Origin of the sequence: Vibrio sp. 14N.309.X.WAT.E.F5, assembly GCF_030397615.1 — a bacterium.
GTDB lineage: Bacteria > Pseudomonadota > Gammaproteobacteria > Enterobacterales > Vibrionaceae > Vibrio > Vibrio lentus.
In genome coordinates this window covers 13824-31102 of sequence record NZ_JAPNXR010000017.1, presented here as the reverse complement: position 1 = coordinate 31102, position 17279 = coordinate 13824, and the positions used below count along the sequence as shown (strand labels likewise).

Genomic DNA, 17279 nt, shown 5'->3' with positions numbered 1-17279 from the left:
TCGCTTTAACTCGCGCTATTAATAACGCATAAAAAAGGGGTTAGCCATTTCGGCTAACCCCTTTTGTTTTATTCATAACAAATAAACGGCTTATAACAAACTAACTGTTCCCGAGTTAGAGTATTAAGCAGCAATTTCTTGTGTTGCCATTTGAGGTGCTTTCTTCTCACCGATAGGCAGTACTGTGCGACCGTATTCGTTGTTGATTACTTGTGCCATTGCAAAGTAAATAGCTGAAGCGCCACAGAAGATACCTTCAAAACCAGCGATAGTGCCGATTAGTTCGCTGCCAGTGAAATCACGAGCTGCAAGTAGGAAGAACAAGATAGTTAGTGAACCGAATACTACTTGCTTCGCCACTGGGTAGCATAGAGAGCCGATGAACATGAAGCCTGTGAAGATGCCCCATAGTAGTAGGTACCAACCCATGAATGCTGCAGGGCTTGCAGGTAAGCCCATGTAAGGCATCACGATTAAACCAACCAAAGACAACCAGAATAGGCCGTAAGAAGTAAACGCAGTTGTACCGAACGTGTCACCACGTTTGAAACACATTGTGCCCACGATAACTTGGCTCAAACCACCGTAAAAAATACCCATAGCAAGAATCATTGAATCAATTGGAAAGAAACCTGCGTTGTGGATATTAAGAAGAATAGTGGTCATACCGAAACCCATTAAGCCTAGTGGCGCTGGGTTAGCTAGTTTGGTCGACATTGCGAATTTACCTTATTAAAGTGGTTGATTAAAAAAAATCGATAAAATTTGTAAGAAAATTTTAATCTATAAACCGCCATAAAGGATAATCAAGTTAACGCAAACTAAGGTTGTAGAAATGATCTTATGGAAAATTAGTTTCATAACGGCGCAGATTGATTCATAGGAGCTATAAATAAGCAGATTCCCTATCACGCTATAAAAAAAGATGCGAGTAACGAGATTCGGGATGCGAAAAGAGTCTTTAGATTCGAGTAAGCGGGATACGAAGAGCGTGTTGAGATTGAAGTTAGTGAGATGAGAGGTATGAAATGAAGAACAATAGATAGAGAGCGAGCTTTTCGTTACTCGATTACTCGCATCCCGTATCTGTTCCCCATTCGTAATCTTAAATTACGCTTGTTGTGTTTTAGATTCAGACACTTGAGATTGAACTTCTGAAGAAGCGTTTTTACTCGCATCGCGCTTAGCTAACAGAGTCACAAGGATAAGCTGAGCAACAAGAGCACCCAGCACAACCAATGCACTTCCAGTAAAGCCTGCCACTACAAAACTAACTAAAGCGATAGAGCCGTTCATCAACGCATAAGGAAGCTGTGTCTTAAAGTGTTCAAACTGATCACACCCTGCCCCCGTTGAGGAAAGAATCGTTGTTTCAGAGATCGGTGAGCAATGGTCACCAAACAAACCACCAGACAACACAGCGCCAATTGCAACGAGTAACGGTGCATCAATCGCAATTGCGGTTGGAATAACCAATGGCATCATTATCGCGAAGGTTCCCCATGATGAGCCCGTTGCGAATGAAATAATGGCAGACAGCAAAAACGCGACCGCAGGCACTAGCCAATAAGGGAAACCACTCTGTGCTTGCTCGGCAATATAAGCCGCTGCGCCCAACTCTTTACCGACTGTACTTAACGCCCAAGCCAATACCAAGATGATCGCTACGGGCATCATGTTTCCCATACCTTTTAAATACACTGAAACACCATCAGACAGCTTTCTTACACCGTAGTAAGCCATTAGCGAGATCAAGGTAATCGCGGCAAAGAAATAAGCCGATGATAAAGCAGCCCTGAACGATGAACCCGCGACCTTTTGGAATGGGAAGCCTTGAGGAACCAACATGGTACACAACACCACCAGCATCACTAACAACGGCGCCCAAACAAAAGAGGCCTTTGCATTTTTATGCGAGAACGGATTCAGAGAGTCGCTATTCACGCCAGTATCGATTCCCGCTTGGCAATCACGTTCAGCTTTCGCCATTGGCCCAAAGTCCAAACCTTTACGGACACTAACGGGACGATGAAAATCGCTAGGAATGCGTAGAACTGAAAAGGAATCGCACCGATGAAGGCATCCCAGTCAGACATGTTAACGCTCAACGCCGTAAATTCTTTCTGGATCAGGCTCATGATGTAAACGCCCCATCCAATGAAAGGGATAAGAATAGCGACGGGCGACGAGGTTGAATCAATGATGAATGCTAGCTTCTGTCTTGAAAGTTTCAGTTTATCGAAAAGGGGACGAAAAACAGGGCCAACAATTAAAGGGGTACCTAAGTCTGAGAAAAATATAACGATTCCACCCAACCATGCTGACAATTGAGCTTGGCATTTGTTGCTTACCCATTGAGTAACACGCTTGGCAAACGCAACACCACCACCCGACTTCTCCATTAGAGCAACAAAGCCACCGATGAACACCAACAGCATGATCACACCTGCGTTATAGCTGTCGGTAAGTTGAGGGACTAAGTAACCTTTAACCATGGTACCAAACGTATCAAGCGGGTTAAGTTCGCTAAACATACCAGTAAGCATCGCAACGCCACTTAGTACGCCAGCAAAAAGGCCTATCACCACATTCCTTGTCGCCAACGACAACACCAAAGTAATCACAATGGGGATGAGTGACGTGATATCTGTCTGTTCCATAGGTACACCTTAACCCTAAAATAAAAAGAATAAATATAAATTAAATTTGAATATAAATTCACAACACCCATTTGTACAGAACTTTATCCTCTAACTGGACAATTAGTCTTTAAATGCGCTTCAACATAGCTAAATAGACCAATCGCCCTCCTTAGATAGCCAAGTTCGAAACGAAAAAAAGCCGAAAGTAGAAACTTTCGGCTTTTGATTATTTATATCACTATGGTCGTACTACTGAACTCGTAATTTAGGTCACCTCTTCAGTATTCAGACTATCAATTACAGCTAATTTCATCCCAGAACCAATTCGACTGAACAGGGCTTTCCCATACACCCGGCCCGTTTTTCGCTACGAAGCATTTGCCGTTATGTGTCACCTTGTCGCCATTGCTCACTTGGCTAACGCCTGCTTGCCAAGTAATGAATACTGATGGGTCAACAACGACAGGCGGCTCGGTAACTGGCGGTTCAACTGGTGTTGGGTCTACCGGAGCAGGATCGACAGGTGCAGGGTCAACTGGCGATGGGTCTGTCACGGGTGGTGTTGACTCTCCAGCAACCAACTTCCAAGGACCGCCATTGGCCGGATCATCCGCTTGTGTCCACCATTTCGCTTCGTAGGTTGCACCGTTGTGAGTAACTTGGTCACCAGCATTGTAAACCTTGGTCGCACTCCAACCGTTACCACCGGGATCAGTACCTGGGTCTACTGGATCAAGCTTATCGACCACTTTCACTTCAGGCCAGCTCGCATGAGAACCATAAAAGTTGGTCACACACTTCTCGTAATCACCAGCCACCAGCGCTGAATATGCCGTTTGGAATCCAACCAACTCACATTCAAATGAGTAACCTTCAGGGCGGTCTGCGTAGTATTTCCAGTTGCCATCCCAGTTGGTGTACAACACATCAGTTGCACCGTTGAGGTTTAAGCTTCCGTAAGGCGTTTGTTGCCAACATGTATTGGCTTCATCCGTTTCTACCGGAATTTCATAGTGCGCCGCTAGCCCTTCCCAGTAACGAATACGGTTAACTGGTTGGCCTTTGTCTTTGTTCTGCTCACCACACTCGATACCACCATTAATCACATTGATCGTGGTACCAAATCCATAACCAATACCTGCATCCAACTCACGCTGAGAGGGTGTCCAAGTGCGGTCAATCACATGGAGCATTGCTGGTTTAGGAGCTTGAGGTGTAAGGAAGAACCAGATAGCAGAAGCCAAGTTCAACCAAGAATCAGCAACCAAACCTGGATTGTTCAATAGAACCGTTGCATCGCCATCGAACATCACTTCCGAGAACGCACCGTAGTTAAAGTGATAAGAAAGCTGTTTAGCACCACGTCCAAAGTAACCCTGCCCTGCCGCACAAGGCCAACGTGCATTCTGCCAATCGTTCTGACCACAACCGGTGGTGTAACCTTCTTGACCTTCAGACCAACCCATTTCACGAACATGCACCAGCGCTTGCTGCCACTCTTCTAGAGCTAATGGATTATCAGAGGTGTTGTCTATCGCGATGTGACCGCCCGTCTCTTGTGAGAAGTGAGCAAAAGCGGTGATGATGGATTTTTTACAGATTGCGTCGGAGTCACGGCCATCGGTGTACTCTCCACAGAAGGCTGGGAATTTACCAATCGCACGTAAGAAACGAGTGTAGGTGTATTCTGGCGCAGCCATTTGAGTGAGGAAGTCCCATTCAGATTGAGGAAATACACGCTCGACTCGTTTCACGTTTTCAGGATTCGAGGCTAAACCCGGTTCAATAGCTTCAACAATACTATTGGGACGAGTTTGTAATGCTTGTGACCAGATCGCATACATAGGATCGGATGTTTTCGCTTGTTCAGCAGCTTGTAGTGCCGACTTTTCAACAAGGTAGCCATTCGGGTTTTGCGGATCAGGTTGAATGTTCAAAGACGCGTAACTGTGTGCTGCTAAAGTGCAGCCAACTACTGTCGCCAAATATTTGATTTTTAACATGATGGATTCTCTTATCTGTCCTTAATAAGTCCATCAAAGAGTATGTGGCACATGGGAAATAGCCTAGCTGTTGCGATATGAATTTATAAAAATTGCGAGTGATAGTTTTATGTATAGTCAAACACAACAGTGCGTCTCATAGGTTATTGAGGTGACATCTAGTTTCCAACTGATTTGGTTTCTAGCGGTTATATGTGGCTCTTTAATACCCTGAATCAGAAAGAAAAAAGCCTCGAACTGAGTTCGAGGCTTAAGATCTTAATCAAAACAGGTTAAATCTCTAAGAGATTATTCCCACTCGATAGTTGCTGGTGGCTTACCAGAAATATCGTAAACAACACGTGAAATGCCGTTAACTTCGTTGATAATACGGTTAGAAACCTTACCTAGGAAGTCGTATGGAAGGTGTGCCCAGTGAGCAGTCATGAAGTCGATAGTTTCTACTGCACGTAGAGATACAACCCAATCGTACTTACGGCCATCGCCCATTACGCCAACTGAACGTACTGGTAGGAATACAGTGAATGCTTGAGATACTTTGTGGTAAAGGTCAGCAGCGTGAAGCTCTTCAATGAAGATAGCATCAGCACGACGCAGTAAATCACAGTACTCTTTCTTCACTTCACCAAGTACACGAACACCTAGACCTGGACCCGGGAATGGGTGGCGGTAAAGCATGTTGTATGGAAGACCAAGCTCTAGGCCGATCTTACGTACTTCATCTTTAAACAGCTCACGTAGAGGCTCAACAAGGCCCATTTCCATATCATCAGGAAGACCACCAACGTTGTGGTGAGATTTGATTACGTGTGCTTTGCCAGTCTTAGATGCTGCAGACTCGATTACGTCTGGGTAGATAGTACCCTGAGCAAGCCATTTAGCATTCTTCAGTTTCTTAGACTCTTCATCGAAGATATCTACGAATACGTGACCGATGATCTTACGCTTAGCTTCTGGTTCAGCTTCGCCTTCAAGAGCGTTAAGGAAACGTTCTTCAGCATCAACTTTAATGATGTTAAGGCCGAATTGATCACCAAACATGTCCATAACCTGCTCGCCTTCGTTTAAACGAAGAAGGCCGTTATCAACAAATACACATGTTAGTTTGTCACCGATAGCGCGGTGAGCAAGCATCGCTACTACTGATGAATCAACACCACCAGAAAGACCAAGGATAACTTCATCGTCACCTACTTGTTCTTTAATACGTGCAACTGCATCTTCAATGATAGACGCTGAAGTCCACAGACCTTCACAACCACACGCGTTAAGAACGAAGTTCTCAAGCATTTTTAGGCCGTTTTTAGTGTGCGTTACTTCTGGGTGGAATTGAACACCGTAGTATTTCTTATCTTCGTTTGCCATTGCTGCGTATGGGCAAGTGTCTGTCTCTGCGATTTTCGTGAAATCAGCAGGGATTTCAACCACTTTGTCACCGTGGCTCATCCAAACATCTTGAGTTGTCTCAAGGTCAGCGAAAAGTGCAGATTCACCCGTCACTTGTACAGCAGCGTAGCCGAACTCTCGCTCAGTAGACGTTGCCACTTTACCGCCAAGTTGCTCAGCCATCGTTTGCATGCCGTAGCAGATACCGAAGACAGGAACACCTGAATCAAATACGTACTGAGGTGCACGTGGAGAATTATCTTCCGTTACACTTTCAGGGCCACCAGATAGGATGATACCGTCTGGATTGAATTCACGAATATCCGCTTCTTCTACGTCCCAGCTCCAAAGTTCACAGTAAACACCGATCTCACGAATACGACGAGCTACTAGCTGTGTGTATTGAGAACCGAAGTCCAGAATTAGAATACGTTGGTCATGAATATTTTTAGTCATTGTAAGCAGTCTTATTGGCTATGTGATAAAACGGAGGCGAGTTTACTCACCTCTGATTAACTCTTCAAGAAATAAAGCAAACGTTTTCGTAAGTTATCTATAAGGCAATGTTCTGCAAAAATCATACGTTCAACAAAACAGGCTTTAGATAAAATAATGTGCCGACTAAATCAGCACATTATTCAAACGTTTGGACGTATTATTAACCTAAACGGTAGTTAGGTGCTTCTTTCGTGATTTGAACATCGTGTACGTGAGATTCTTTCATGCCCGCACCAGAAATACGAACAAACTCAGCTTTAGTACGCATGTCTTCAACAGTTGCAGAACCCGTTAGGCCCATGCTTGAACGTAGACCGCCCATCTGTTGGTGAACGATCTCTTTTAGACGACCTTTGTATGCGATACGACCTTCAATACCTTCTGGAACAAGCTTGTCTGCAGCGTTGTCAGATTGGAAGTAACGGTCAGAAGAACCTTGAGACATAGCGCCAAGAGAACCCATACCACGGTAAGACTTGTAAGAACGACCGTTGTAAAGGATAACTTCACCCGGTGCTTCTTCAGTACCCGCGAACATTGAACCAACCATCACACAAGATGCGCCAGCAACGATAGCTTTACAGATATCGCCAGAGAAGCGGATGCCGCCATCTGCAATTACTGGAATACCGTATTCGTTTGCTACTTCAGCTGCGTCTGCAATTGCTGTTACTTGAGGAACACCAACACCAGTAACGATACGAGTCGTACAGATTGAACCCGGGCCGATACCCACTTTAACCGCACTAACACCGGCTTCGATAAGAGCACGAGCGCCAGCGCCAGTTGCTACGTTACCACCGATGATTTGTAGATCAGGGTATGCAGCACGCGTATCACGGATACGGTTAAGTACGCCTTCAGAGTGACCGTGTGAAGAGTCGATAAGTAGAACGTCTACGCCAGCTTCAACTAGAGCAGCTACGCGCTCTTCGTTACCAGCACCAGCACCAACAGCTGCACCTACACGTAGGCTGCCGCGCTCATCTTTACAAGCGTTTGGTTTACGTTCTGCTTTGTGGAAATCTTTTGCAGTGATCATTCCAGTTAGTTGGAAGTCATCATTTACAACAAGAACTTTTTCAACACGCGCTTCGTGCATTTTCTCTTGAACTTCTTCACGAGTTGCACCTTCTTTAACAGAAGCAAGGCGAGCTTTAGGCGTCATTACTACGTCAACTTTCTTAGAAAGGTCAGTCACAAAGCGAACGTCACGGCCAGTAATAATACCAACAAGTTCGTTTGTTTCAGTAACAACAGGGAAACCGGCGAAGCCGTGTTTTTGAGTAAGAGCTACAACATCAGCGATTGTCGCGTCAGGGTTTACAGTAACAGGGTGAGAAACCACACCTGCTTCGTAAATTTTAACCTGGCGAACCATTTCAGCTTGCTGTTCAATAGACATGTTCTTATGAATGAAGCCTATTCCGCCTTCTTGTGCCAGTGCAATCGCTAGGCGAGCTTCTGTCACAGTATCCATCGATGCAGAGATCATTGGGATGTTTAGGGAAATATTCTTCGTCAGCTGAGTGCGAAGATCAGCTGTATTAGGGAGAACGGTGGAGTGTGCTGGCACTAGCAGTACGTCGTCGAATGTCAGCGCTTCTTTGGCAATTCTTAGCATTTGCAATATCTCACAATAATAGGAGTAAAAAGAAACAATCCAATCTCATCGTTTCGCCTAATGAGGGCAGCCAATTAAGGAAAATCAAACTGCATTTGGATTAGATATTGCGGACGGATTATACGGCCAACGAAATCGCTTGGCTACACATTTTTGTATTTTTAATTTGCATTTACCCCCTTGCTATGTATTATATTGCCGCTATCTTCCATACTCACGCCCTGTGAGATTCCAAGAAAGACCTTCCTTCAAGGAAAGATAGTGCTTCTATGACTAATCCAAACATCTTTACTGTTTCTCGCCTCAACTCAGAGGTTCGTCTCCTATTAGAAAACGAAATGGGAATAGTCTGGCTCGTTGGTGAAATCTCAAATTTCTCTGCACCTGTCTCTGGTCACTGGTACCTCACGCTTAAAGACTCTCGCGCTCAAGTTAAGTGCGCTATGTTTCGTGGCAATAACCGTCGTGTAACGTTTAAGCCTCAGAACGGTAATCAAGTTCTAGTCAAAGCTCGTCTTTCTCTTTATGAGCCACGTGGTGACTATCAACTGATCATCGAAAGCATGCAGCCAGAAGGTGACGGTAAGCTTCAGCAAGAGTTTGAAAAGCTTAAGATGAACTTGGCGGCGGAAGGCTTATTTGCTCAGTCCAGTAAACAAATTCTGCCAGAACATCCTAAGTGCGTTGGTGTCATCACCTCGAAAACCGGCGCTGCGTTGTTTGATATTCTAGACGTATTGAAAAGGCGCGACCCGTCATTGCCAGTCATCGTGTATCCGACCATGGTACAAGGTGAAGGAGCTTCGATTCAGATCGCTCAAGCGATTGGACGTGCCAATGAGCGCAACGAATGTGATGTATTGATCGTGGGTCGTGGCGGCGGTTCATTAGAAGACTTATGGTGTTTCAATAACGAAATCGTTGCTCGCACAATTGCAGCAAGTCAGATCCCGATTATCAGCGCCGTTGGCCACGAAGTTGATGTCACTATCGCCGATTTCGTCGCAGACATGCGTGCTCCAACGCCATCAGCAGCCGCTGAATTGGTTAGCCGTGACAACAGTCATAAAGAGCAAGCTTATGCCTCTAAACGTGCCCGTTTAGTGAGTGCGATTCGTCATGTGTTAATCAAACAAGCGCAATCAACTCAAACGTTGAAATACCGCTTAGAGAAACAACACCCGAGCTACCAACTGCAAAAGCAGAGTCAGCAGCTTGATGACTTAGACATGCGTTTGCGTCGTGGTATGACTCAATACTTAAAGCAGCATGCACAGCGTGTTGAGCGTAAGCAGCACCAGCTTCAGTTGAACTCACCAGTAAAACGCCTTGGTGAACAAAAACTGCATCTACAACGTTCAGAGCAAAAGCTACTCGATGCAATGGATAAGACATTACTAACCACTCGCCACCAGCTAGCTATGGCTGCCGAGAAGTTAGAAACAGTGAGCCCGCTGGCAACGCTAAAGCGTGGTTACAGCATTACCCATTCAGCATCGAGCAAGACTGTGTCATCAATCAACGACGTTGAGGTGGGCGAAGTGATTACCACCCAAGTTGAAGATGGTGTAATTGAATCGCAAGTGACAACAAGAGTCGCGAAGAGCGAGCTTTAGTTTCTTCAGATACAAAAAAGACCCAACACTTTAGTATTGAGTCTCTGGTATAACATCACCGATTGTCGTTCAAACCAAATAGATTAAAGCTATTCAGCTGGTTGGAATTCGAATTTCACTCTCGACTTAGACTTCAACTCGTTGCAATCGCCATTACAAAAATAGCTCGCCGCACCACAGGCTTGAAGCTTCTCAAGTTGGCTGCTGCACTCAGGGCAAAATCCAACTTTAGTAAAGTGAGCCTGACAACTTTCACAGTGATACTTGCCATCCCAAGCTAGCTCAGACTGGCACTTAGGGCAGATATTGTCACTCATTAGTATTTCCTAATTCACTACTATTTTTACAATCTACTACCCCTGAGACTTCGCTTGCTTGATTTGGTACATGTTCTTATCAGCTTGTACGATCAAGGTTTCTAATGACTCAGGATCTTTCTCATAAGAGAGCCCAACACTGACTGCGAACTGAATATCGTTGATATAGAGCGCTTGTTCCAAGGTTCTTTCTAAGCTGTGATAAAAGCTAACAACGCTTTCTTCAGAGTCAAAACAAGAGAACACCACAAATTCATCACCGCCATAGCGACCAATTTTGGCACATGTCGAGGTGGCTTCATCTAAAACCTTTGCAACAGCGAGTAATACGCCATCACCAAAGCTGTGACCATAGGTGTCATTAATTGATTTGAATTTATCGACATCGACAAACAGACACGCCATAACCTTGTCACCAAAACATCGCTTTGCCAGTACGTTTTCAGCTTCACTCAACAGTGCGCGGCGATTCAAACAATGAGTAAGGGAATCATGATGAGCAAAAAAGTTAAGTTGATTCTCTAACTCATATTTCTCCAATGCGACCGAATACAGTGAAGCCAATAACTCTAGGATTTCGAGTTCGAATTCATGGGGTTCAGAGATGTACTGGCTGTAAATCGCGAAGGTACCTAGCACATGTCCATGTGAGGAGATGATTGGTACTGACCAACACGCATGAAGATTAGCTTGATTGGTCAGAGGCAGGAAAGGAACCCAATTGGGGTGTCTATTGATGTCTGAAACCATAACGGCTTTCTTGAGTGCCGCCGCCTCTCCACAAGAACCAATTCCCACACCAATCCCCACCCCTTCTATTTGCTGATTATAAAAATCAGGTAGGTTCGGAGCATATTCAAGGTGCAAAGTCTTTGACTCTGAGTTGAGCAGTAAAATTGAAGCCATACGCTGCCCGAAAAGCTGCTCGGTAAGCTGAATGATCTTATGATTTAAATCTTTACGATCCATCCCTAGAGCAAGCTTCCGAAGCAAACTGTTGACTGCTCGGTGGCCTTCTAATAAAAATTTTGGTTCCATTCACTAAAGCTTTCAATTGTGTAATTAGGTACGGCTTGTTCTTATGCAAGCTTGCTATTGGTTAATAATAACACACTAAATAACCACAACACACAATCGAAGATCATAGGTTGATCTTTCGCTTTATCTATTTTGATCAGCGATCTACCCCAAAAAGAATATTTATATCACCACACACCGAAAGCATAAGTTACATGTGCTGCATTTCAATTTTAAATAGTCATTTATATTAAAAGTGACATACAAAAACAAAATAAACAGCATAAGCCATTTCGATCTGTAGTCTAAATCATCGAATTACATGCGTCAGCATTTCAATATTCTGGTCATCTAACTGGGTTAACTTAACCGATAATGCTTTAAGCTCTGACGTATTCTCAATGTGAGTACCACCACACGGAATAGACACGAGAGTGTCTGCATTGAGCTGCCATTCCCAGTAACGAGAGTCTGTTAATGCCTCGCCTTCCAGTCTCATTGATACTGAAGTAGACTCTGCTAGCCAGCCTGCAATCATTTGATTGATGTCGGCTTCAATACCATCAAGGTTTGCTAGCATGTCTGCGACGTTCAAGCCGCGTTTCTTCAAGGTTTTGCCCAAACGATACTTGTCGGTACACAGCTCTGGGGTCACAAAGCTGGTAACTTGCGCGTAGCTATTGAAGTCGTAACTGCCAAGCGGATCTTTTCTGTCCGCATCTTTACGCCAGTAACTCTCAGCCAGTACTTTATTCAACGCTAAGAAAGCGATATGACCAGCACTGTGCCCACGGCTCAAGCTTGCTTGGTATTCTTTATCAACCGACAACTCAACTTCATCGCCAATATGAATCATAGAAGCTGATGCCGGTAGTTGGTGAACAACCACAAACGTCCACCCTTCCGTATCACGCTTAACAGGGATATCTGCTGCGATATGAAGCTTGCCAGTAGATTGTTCTATTGCACCAACAAGACAGTCTTCAACGGGATATTGCACGTCACCAACATTCACAAAGCCTTGGTCTGCAGGGTGATCAGGCCAAATATGACTAACAGGGTGAAAAGGCGTCACATCGGTGATCAAGTAGGTTTTACTGTTATCGCTTTCGACATATAACGCTTTGGCATTGAGCTGCCAAGCCTGATGACAGAATTGAGTGATGGTTGGTGTGATTGCTTGTGCAGATGTAATCAAATCGCTAGTGCTCATATTGTTCTTCTTTTGAAATCGAGTCTAATTCGCTAACCCATAATGATGTGAGAATGTGAGGCTATGGCTTAACGTAAATTTTGCTTAAAAAAATACCCGAGACAGGCTCGGGTATCAAATCGATTAGAAAGGGTTATTTACGGCCTTTCATCATGCTCATCATACGCTTACGTTTGCGTTCCTGAGAAATCGTTAGCTTGTTTGTTTTCGCTTCAAACGGGTTTTCGCTGTTCTGGAATTGAATACGAATCGGTGTACCCATAATCTCTAGTGAACGACGGTAGTAGTTCATTAGGAATCGTTTGTACGAATCTGGCAAGTTACGAACTTGGTTACCGTGGATAACGATAATAGGTGGGTTATAGCCACCAGCGTGCGCGTATTTAAGTTTCACACGACGGCCACGAACCATAGGCGGTTGGTGATCATCCGTTGCCATTTTCATGATACGAGTCAGAACAGAAGTACCAACACGTGTTGTCGCTGACTTGTAAGCTTCTTGAACAGATTCAAACAAGTGACCAACACCTGTGCCATGAAGTGCAGAAATAAAGTGAATACGTGCGAAATCAACGAAACCTAAACGGCGGTCTAGTTCTTTCTTAACGTGTTCTTTTACATCGCTGTCTAGACCATCCCACTTGTTTACTGCAATCACGATTGAACGACCAGCATTCAACGCAAAGCCTAACAAGCTTAAATCTTGATCCGAGATATTCTCGCGAGCATCAATCAGCAATAACACAACGTTAGCGTCTTCAATCGCTTTCAGTGTTTTAACTACAGAGAACTTCTCTACCGTTTCATTGATGTTCTTACGACGACGAACACCCGCAGTATCAATCAGAACGTATTCACGCTCATCACGCTGCATTGGAATGTAGATAGAGTCACGAGTCGTACCTGGCATATCGTAAACAACAACACGTTCTTCACCAAGAATACGGTTAGTTAGTGTTGATTTACCTACGTTCGGACGACCAATGATCGCTAGCTTGATTGGTTGATCTTGAAGACGCTGGAATTCTTCTTCCGCTTCTTCTTCAGTGAAATCAACTTGCTCTTCTTCTTCGTCTTCAAACTCAGTCAAATCGCTTACTTCACCATTCTCAGCTTTTAAAGCTTCAGCGAATGGGTTAAGTGCAAGATCAATCAGTGCGGTTACACCACGACCGTGTGCCGCTGCGATTTGATACATATCTTCAACGCCTAGCTGCCAGAAGTCAGCACTTGCAGCATCAGGGTCGATACCATCAACCTTGTTTACTACGAGCATTGAAGGCTTTTCTAGTTGGCGAAGGTGCTTAGCAATAGCCACGTCTGAAGGTGTTAGACCAGCACGGCCATCTACCATAAACAGAACGACATCAGCTTCATCAATCGCCGCTAGCGACTGTTCAGCCATTTTAGTTTCAACACCTTCTTCGGTACCGTCGATACCACCAGTGTCGATAACAATAAAGTCATGCTCACTAAAATGAGCATGGCCGTATTTACGGTCACGCGTTAAGCCAGGGAAATCCGCAACCAATGCATCACGAGTTCGAGTCAATCGGTTAAATAACGTAGATTTACCTACGTTCGGACGCCCTACTAGAGCAACAACAGGTACCATAACAACCTCTACAATTTCTTCTCTAAATGTAGTTATAGGTAAGCACTTGTTCGCAAGTTTAAACTCTTACCTATAACCACATGGTTTATTAATTTATAACAACAAAACGGCTCCTAGCTGTTACCAACCAGGAGCCGACTGTGAATTGTATCACGCTTTTATTGGCTAATCGTTAGTTTCTTTACATCGCCATTGCGAGTCGTCACTAAGTAGCCTTCAGGTAGCTCAATTGGCGCAACCGCAAAGCCGCTATCATCAACTAACTGTTGGGCAACGAACTCACCCGATGAACGATCTAACCAGTGTAGATAACCTTCTGTATCACCCACGACTACATAACCGTTAATAATAGCAGGTGCTGTCAGTAAGCGGTTTTCTAGCAATGGCGTGCTCCATAGCTCAGTACCGCTACGCGCATCTACCGCAACCACATGGTCTTTGTCGGTAACAACGAACAAACGACTACCATCGCTTGCTAAATCAATCGCTGACGAGTAGTTACGCTTCCAAACTGGCTTACCAGAACGAAGATCGATAGCAATTAACTGACCATTGATACCAACGGTATACAAGGTGCCGCCAAGAACAATCGGAGACGCATCAACATCAACCAAGCGGTCAATTTCCGTTGCGCCTTTTGGCGTGCCGACCGGTTGTTGCCAAATAAGCTGACCACGGTCAACGATAGCAGCAGCCAAACGTCCATTTGCCGTTCCCCAGAAAACACCACCAGAAACAGCAACAGGAGAGCTATCGCCGCGCAGTGTTAAACTTGGAACTTCAGTGCTAATCGTCCACTTCTGTTCGCCGCTTTCTTGATCTAAAGCGATCATCATGCCACGGCTCGTATGAACCAATACCATGTTGCTTTCAGTCGCAGGAGATGCAAGCACCTCACCGTTCACTGGTACGCGCCACAGTTCTTCACCGGTAGATTCGTCTAACGCGATCACTTCGCCATTTTCAGAGCCTAAGAACACTTTGCCGTAAGCCGCTGTTAGACCACCTGATAAGCGTGCGAGCACATCTTTTTCAAGATCGGTTTCCCACAACTTTTTACCCGTTTCAGGATCAAGCGCTTTAACAATACCTTCGCGACTTGCAACAAACACTTTGTCGTAAGCAAGCTCTGGCGTTAATTTTGAAAAGTAATGACCAACACCATCACCAACCGACGTAGACCATTCCTGCTTAGGAGTGAACTCGCTGTTTACTGTTGGTACTGGAGCCATGATGACGGTGTCTTCTTCACCCGCACAACCCGCTAACAGGCCAAGAGCAATCGCACACAACGCCGCTTTTGGAAACATCTTCTTCATTCAAAGCGCCTTATTTAGCTAGGTCGTCAAGTTTGATTTGAAGCGTTTGGCTCGCATCAGCAGCTTGTTGTGCTTCAGAGTAAGCACTGTAAGCCGCATCTGTGTCGCCTTTACGAAGTGAAATATCACCACGTAGCTCAGCAACACGGCCTTTCCAAGATTCGTCAGTCATCGCTTCAAGATCAGTCAATGCTGCGTCAAATTCACCTTGCTCAGCTTTGATACGAGCAACACGGTAAGTAAGTAGTGGTGCTAATGCCGCGTCCTTAGTTGCCGATTTTGCCCACTCAAGCTGTTCAAGTGCTGCTCCAAGGTCACCCGCTTGAACTTGCGCTTTAGCTAATTGCATAGCAGCAAGAACAGAGTATTCAGCGTCTTTGTTTGCGTCGATGAAAGCTTGAATATCAGATTGAGCATCAACGCCCTTAGTATCAAGAGCTGAGATTGCAGAGGTGTAGCTTTCTGAAGCTGCTTCACGCGCTTCAACGACTGAGTCTTGGTAATAGCGCCAACCGAATAGACCACCTAAACCAATAACCGCACCAAAGATTACGGCTTTACCGTTCTCTTTCCACCAATCTTTAATGGCTTCAACTTGTTGCTCTTCGCTATCGTAAAGTTCCACTTCCTGTCCTCTTTAATTCTTTAAACGCCAGCATAGTGCTGACGTTAATATTCATGATGAGCGTTTGCTCAATGGCTAACTAGATTAGCGCAGCAACTTTCTCTGCAACTTCCGTTTGAGACACGGTTTCTTGCACACCGCCAACCAAATCTTTTAGCACAACTGTATTGTCAGCAACTTCGTTCTCACCAAGTACAAGTGCTACAACTGCACCTACTTTGTCAGCACGTTTAAATTGCTTCTTGAAGCTACCACCACCGAAGTGGTTCATCACGCGTACGCCTTTAACGGTGTCGCGCAATTGATTCGCTAACTGCATGCCCGCGATCATAGTACCTTCGCCAGCAGCAACCATATATACGTCAACGCTACGACGAACTTCTGTAAGTTCTAGCGTTTCCATCATTAGAACCAGACGCTCTAGACCCATGGCAAAACCAACCGCATTAGTTGCTTTGCCGCCTAGTTGCTCAACAAGGCCATCGTAACGGCCGCCGCCACATACTGTACCTTGCGCGCCTAGGCTGTCAGTGATCCACTCAAATACTGTGCGGTTGTAGTAATCTAGGCCACGTACTAGACGCTCGTTAACTTGGTATTCGATACCAACAGCGTCAAGAAGTTCACACAAACCAGCAAAATGTTGCTTTGACTCTTCACCTAGATATTCAGATAGTCGAGGTGCGTCACCTAAGATAGCTTGAACGTCTGGGTTCTTAGTATCAAGCACACGTAAAGGGTTAGTGTGCATGCGACGTTTACAATCTTCATCCAGTACATCGATGTGTTGCTCAAGGAAAGCCACTAACGCAGTACGGTAGCTTACGCGATCTTCTTGAGAACCGATTGAGTTCAGCTCTAGGCGAACGTGTTTGTCGATGCCTAGCTCACGCCATAGACGTGCAGTCATCATAATCAGTTCAGCGTCTACGTCTGGACCGTCTAGGCCAAACACTTCCACACCACATTGGTGGAATTGACGGTAACGACCTTTTTGAGGACGCTCGTGACGGAACATTGGACCCATGTACCATAGGCGCTGTTCATCACGGTTGATAAGGCTATTTTGAATACATGAACGTACACAACCTGCTGTGCCTTCTGGACGCAGCGTTAGGCTATCGCCATTGCGGTCATCAAAGGTGTACATCTCTTTAGAAACAACGTCAGTTTCTTCGCCAACGGCACGGCTAAATAGGTTCGTTTCTTCAACGATTGGCATACGTACTTCGTTGTAACCGTATGCACTCACCACGTTTTTAACTGCGCTTTCTACTTTCTGCCACAGTGGTGATTGAGTTGGAAGGCAGTCGTTCATGCCTCGAATTGCTTGGATATTTTTAGCCACAGTATTTATTCCGTAATTTCTCACGACCAGGTGTTAGTGCGAATAGACAGTCACAC

Annotated in this window: 12 protein-coding genes and 1 pseudogene; 1 reads left to right on the top strand and 12 read right to left on the bottom strand. The window is 45.0% G+C overall.

The window, feature by feature from the left end; translation table 11 throughout:
* Positions 1-123: 123 nt before the first annotated feature.
* The 5 genes and pseudogenes from OW495_RS17020 to guaB all read right to left on the bottom strand — a co-directional run bounded on the left by OW495_RS17020 (position 124) and on the right by guaB (position 8153).
* Complete coding sequence (locus OW495_RS17020) at positions 124-717, bottom strand: GPR1/FUN34/YaaH family transporter (protein WP_010440610.1); 594 nt, start codon at positions 715-717, stop codon at positions 124-126.
* 393 nt (positions 718-1110) lie between these two features.
* Positions 1111-2660: pseudogene (locus tag OW495_RS17015) on the bottom strand (Na+/H+ antiporter NhaC family protein).
* A 275-nt stretch (positions 2661-2935) separates the two neighbouring features.
* The gene (locus OW495_RS17010) at positions 2936-4645 is read right to left on the bottom strand and encodes a chitinase (protein ID WP_102514045.1); all 1710 of its coding nucleotides are present in this window, start codon (positions 4643-4645) and stop codon (positions 2936-2938) included.
* 288 nt (positions 4646-4933) lie between these two features.
* A complete protein-coding gene (gene guaA, locus OW495_RS17005; RefSeq protein WP_102312322.1) occupies positions 4934-6487 on the bottom strand; it encodes a glutamine-hydrolyzing GMP synthase in 1554 nt (517 codons plus the stop codon).
* A 202-nt stretch (positions 6488-6689) separates the two neighbouring features.
* Positions 6690-8153 (bottom strand): IMP dehydrogenase, encoded by a 1464-nt coding sequence (gene guaB / locus OW495_RS17000; RefSeq protein WP_004735127.1) that lies wholly within the window; start codon positions 8151-8153, stop codon positions 6690-6692.
* A gap of 269 nt (positions 8154-8422) precedes the next feature.
* Here guaB and xseA point away from each other — a divergent pair, with 269 nt between their 5' ends.
* The gene (xseA, locus tag OW495_RS16995) at positions 8423-9769 is read left to right on the top strand and encodes an exodeoxyribonuclease VII large subunit (RefSeq protein ID WP_029405079.1); all 1347 of its coding nucleotides are present in this window, start codon (positions 8423-8425) and stop codon (positions 9767-9769) included.
* A gap of 89 nt (positions 9770-9858) precedes the next feature.
* On the opposite strand, the gene OW495_RS16990 is transcribed toward xseA, so the two are convergent.
* The 7 genes from OW495_RS16990 to hisS form a co-directional block, all read right to left on the bottom strand.
* Positions 9859-10086: a zinc ribbon domain-containing protein gene (locus OW495_RS16990; RefSeq protein ID WP_102514046.1), complete on the bottom strand. Its 228-nt coding sequence runs from the start codon at positions 10084-10086 to the stop codon at positions 9859-9861.
* 36 nt (positions 10087-10122) lie between these two features.
* The gene (locus OW495_RS16985; protein WP_102514047.1) at positions 10123-11124 is read right to left on the bottom strand and encodes a sensor domain-containing diguanylate cyclase; all 1002 of its coding nucleotides are present in this window, start codon (positions 11122-11124) and stop codon (positions 10123-10125) included.
* Positions 11125-11413: 289 nt separating this feature from the next.
* A complete protein-coding gene (locus OW495_RS16980) occupies positions 11414-12316 on the bottom strand; it encodes a metal-dependent hydrolase (RefSeq protein WP_102514048.1) in 903 nt (300 codons plus the stop codon).
* Positions 12317-12449: 133 nt separating this feature from the next.
* Entirely contained in the window at positions 12450-13931 is a 1482-nt protein-coding gene (der, locus tag OW495_RS16975) for a ribosome biogenesis GTPase Der (RefSeq protein ID WP_017106477.1), read from the bottom strand.
* A gap of 158 nt (positions 13932-14089) precedes the next feature.
* Complete coding sequence (gene bamB / locus OW495_RS16970; protein WP_065105021.1) at positions 14090-15250, bottom strand: outer membrane protein assembly factor BamB; 1161 nt, start codon at positions 15248-15250, stop codon at positions 14090-14092.
* Positions 15251-15260: 10 nt separating this feature from the next.
* Positions 15261-15875, bottom strand: coding sequence for a YfgM family protein (locus tag OW495_RS16965; protein ID WP_102514049.1), 615 nt, complete (start codon positions 15873-15875; stop codon positions 15261-15263).
* Between the two features lie 79 nt (positions 15876-15954).
* The gene (gene hisS / locus OW495_RS16960; RefSeq protein WP_017106480.1) at positions 15955-17223 is read right to left on the bottom strand and encodes a histidine--tRNA ligase; all 1269 of its coding nucleotides are present in this window, start codon (positions 17221-17223) and stop codon (positions 15955-15957) included.
* Between the last annotated feature and the right edge of the window lie 56 nt (positions 17224-17279).

Coding starts and splice junctions, on each gene's coding strand:
- OW495_RS17010 (WP_102514045.1), bottom strand. CDS start 4,645: ATGTTAAAAATCAAATATTTGGCGACAGTAGTTGGCTGCACTTTAGCA.
- bamB (WP_065105021.1), bottom strand. CDS start 15,250: ATGAAGAAGATGTTTCCAAAAGCGGCGTTGTGTGCGATTGCTCTTGGC.
- xseA (WP_029405079.1), top strand. CDS start 8,423: ATGACTAATCCAAACATCTTTACTGTTTCTCGCCTCAACTCAGAGGTT.
- OW495_RS16985 (WP_102514047.1), bottom strand. CDS start 11,124: ATGGAACCAAAATTTTTATTAGAAGGCCACCGAGCAGTCAACAGTTTG.
- OW495_RS17020 (WP_010440610.1), bottom strand. CDS start 717: ATGTCGACCAAACTAGCTAACCCAGCGCCACTAGGCTTAATGGGTTTC.
- guaB (WP_004735127.1), bottom strand. CDS start 8,153: ATGCTAAGAATTGCCAAAGAAGCGCTGACATTCGACGACGTACTGCTA.
- der (WP_017106477.1), bottom strand. CDS start 13,931: ATGGTACCTGTTGTTGCTCTAGTAGGGCGTCCGAACGTAGGTAAATCT.
- OW495_RS16990 (WP_102514046.1), bottom strand. CDS start 10,086: ATGAGTGACAATATCTGCCCTAAGTGCCAGTCTGAGCTAGCTTGGGAT.
- guaA (WP_102312322.1), bottom strand. CDS start 6,487: ATGACTAAAAATATTCATGACCAACGTATTCTAATTCTGGACTTCGGT.
- OW495_RS16980 (WP_102514048.1), bottom strand. CDS start 12,316: ATGAGCACTAGCGATTTGATTACATCTGCACAAGCAATCACACCAACC.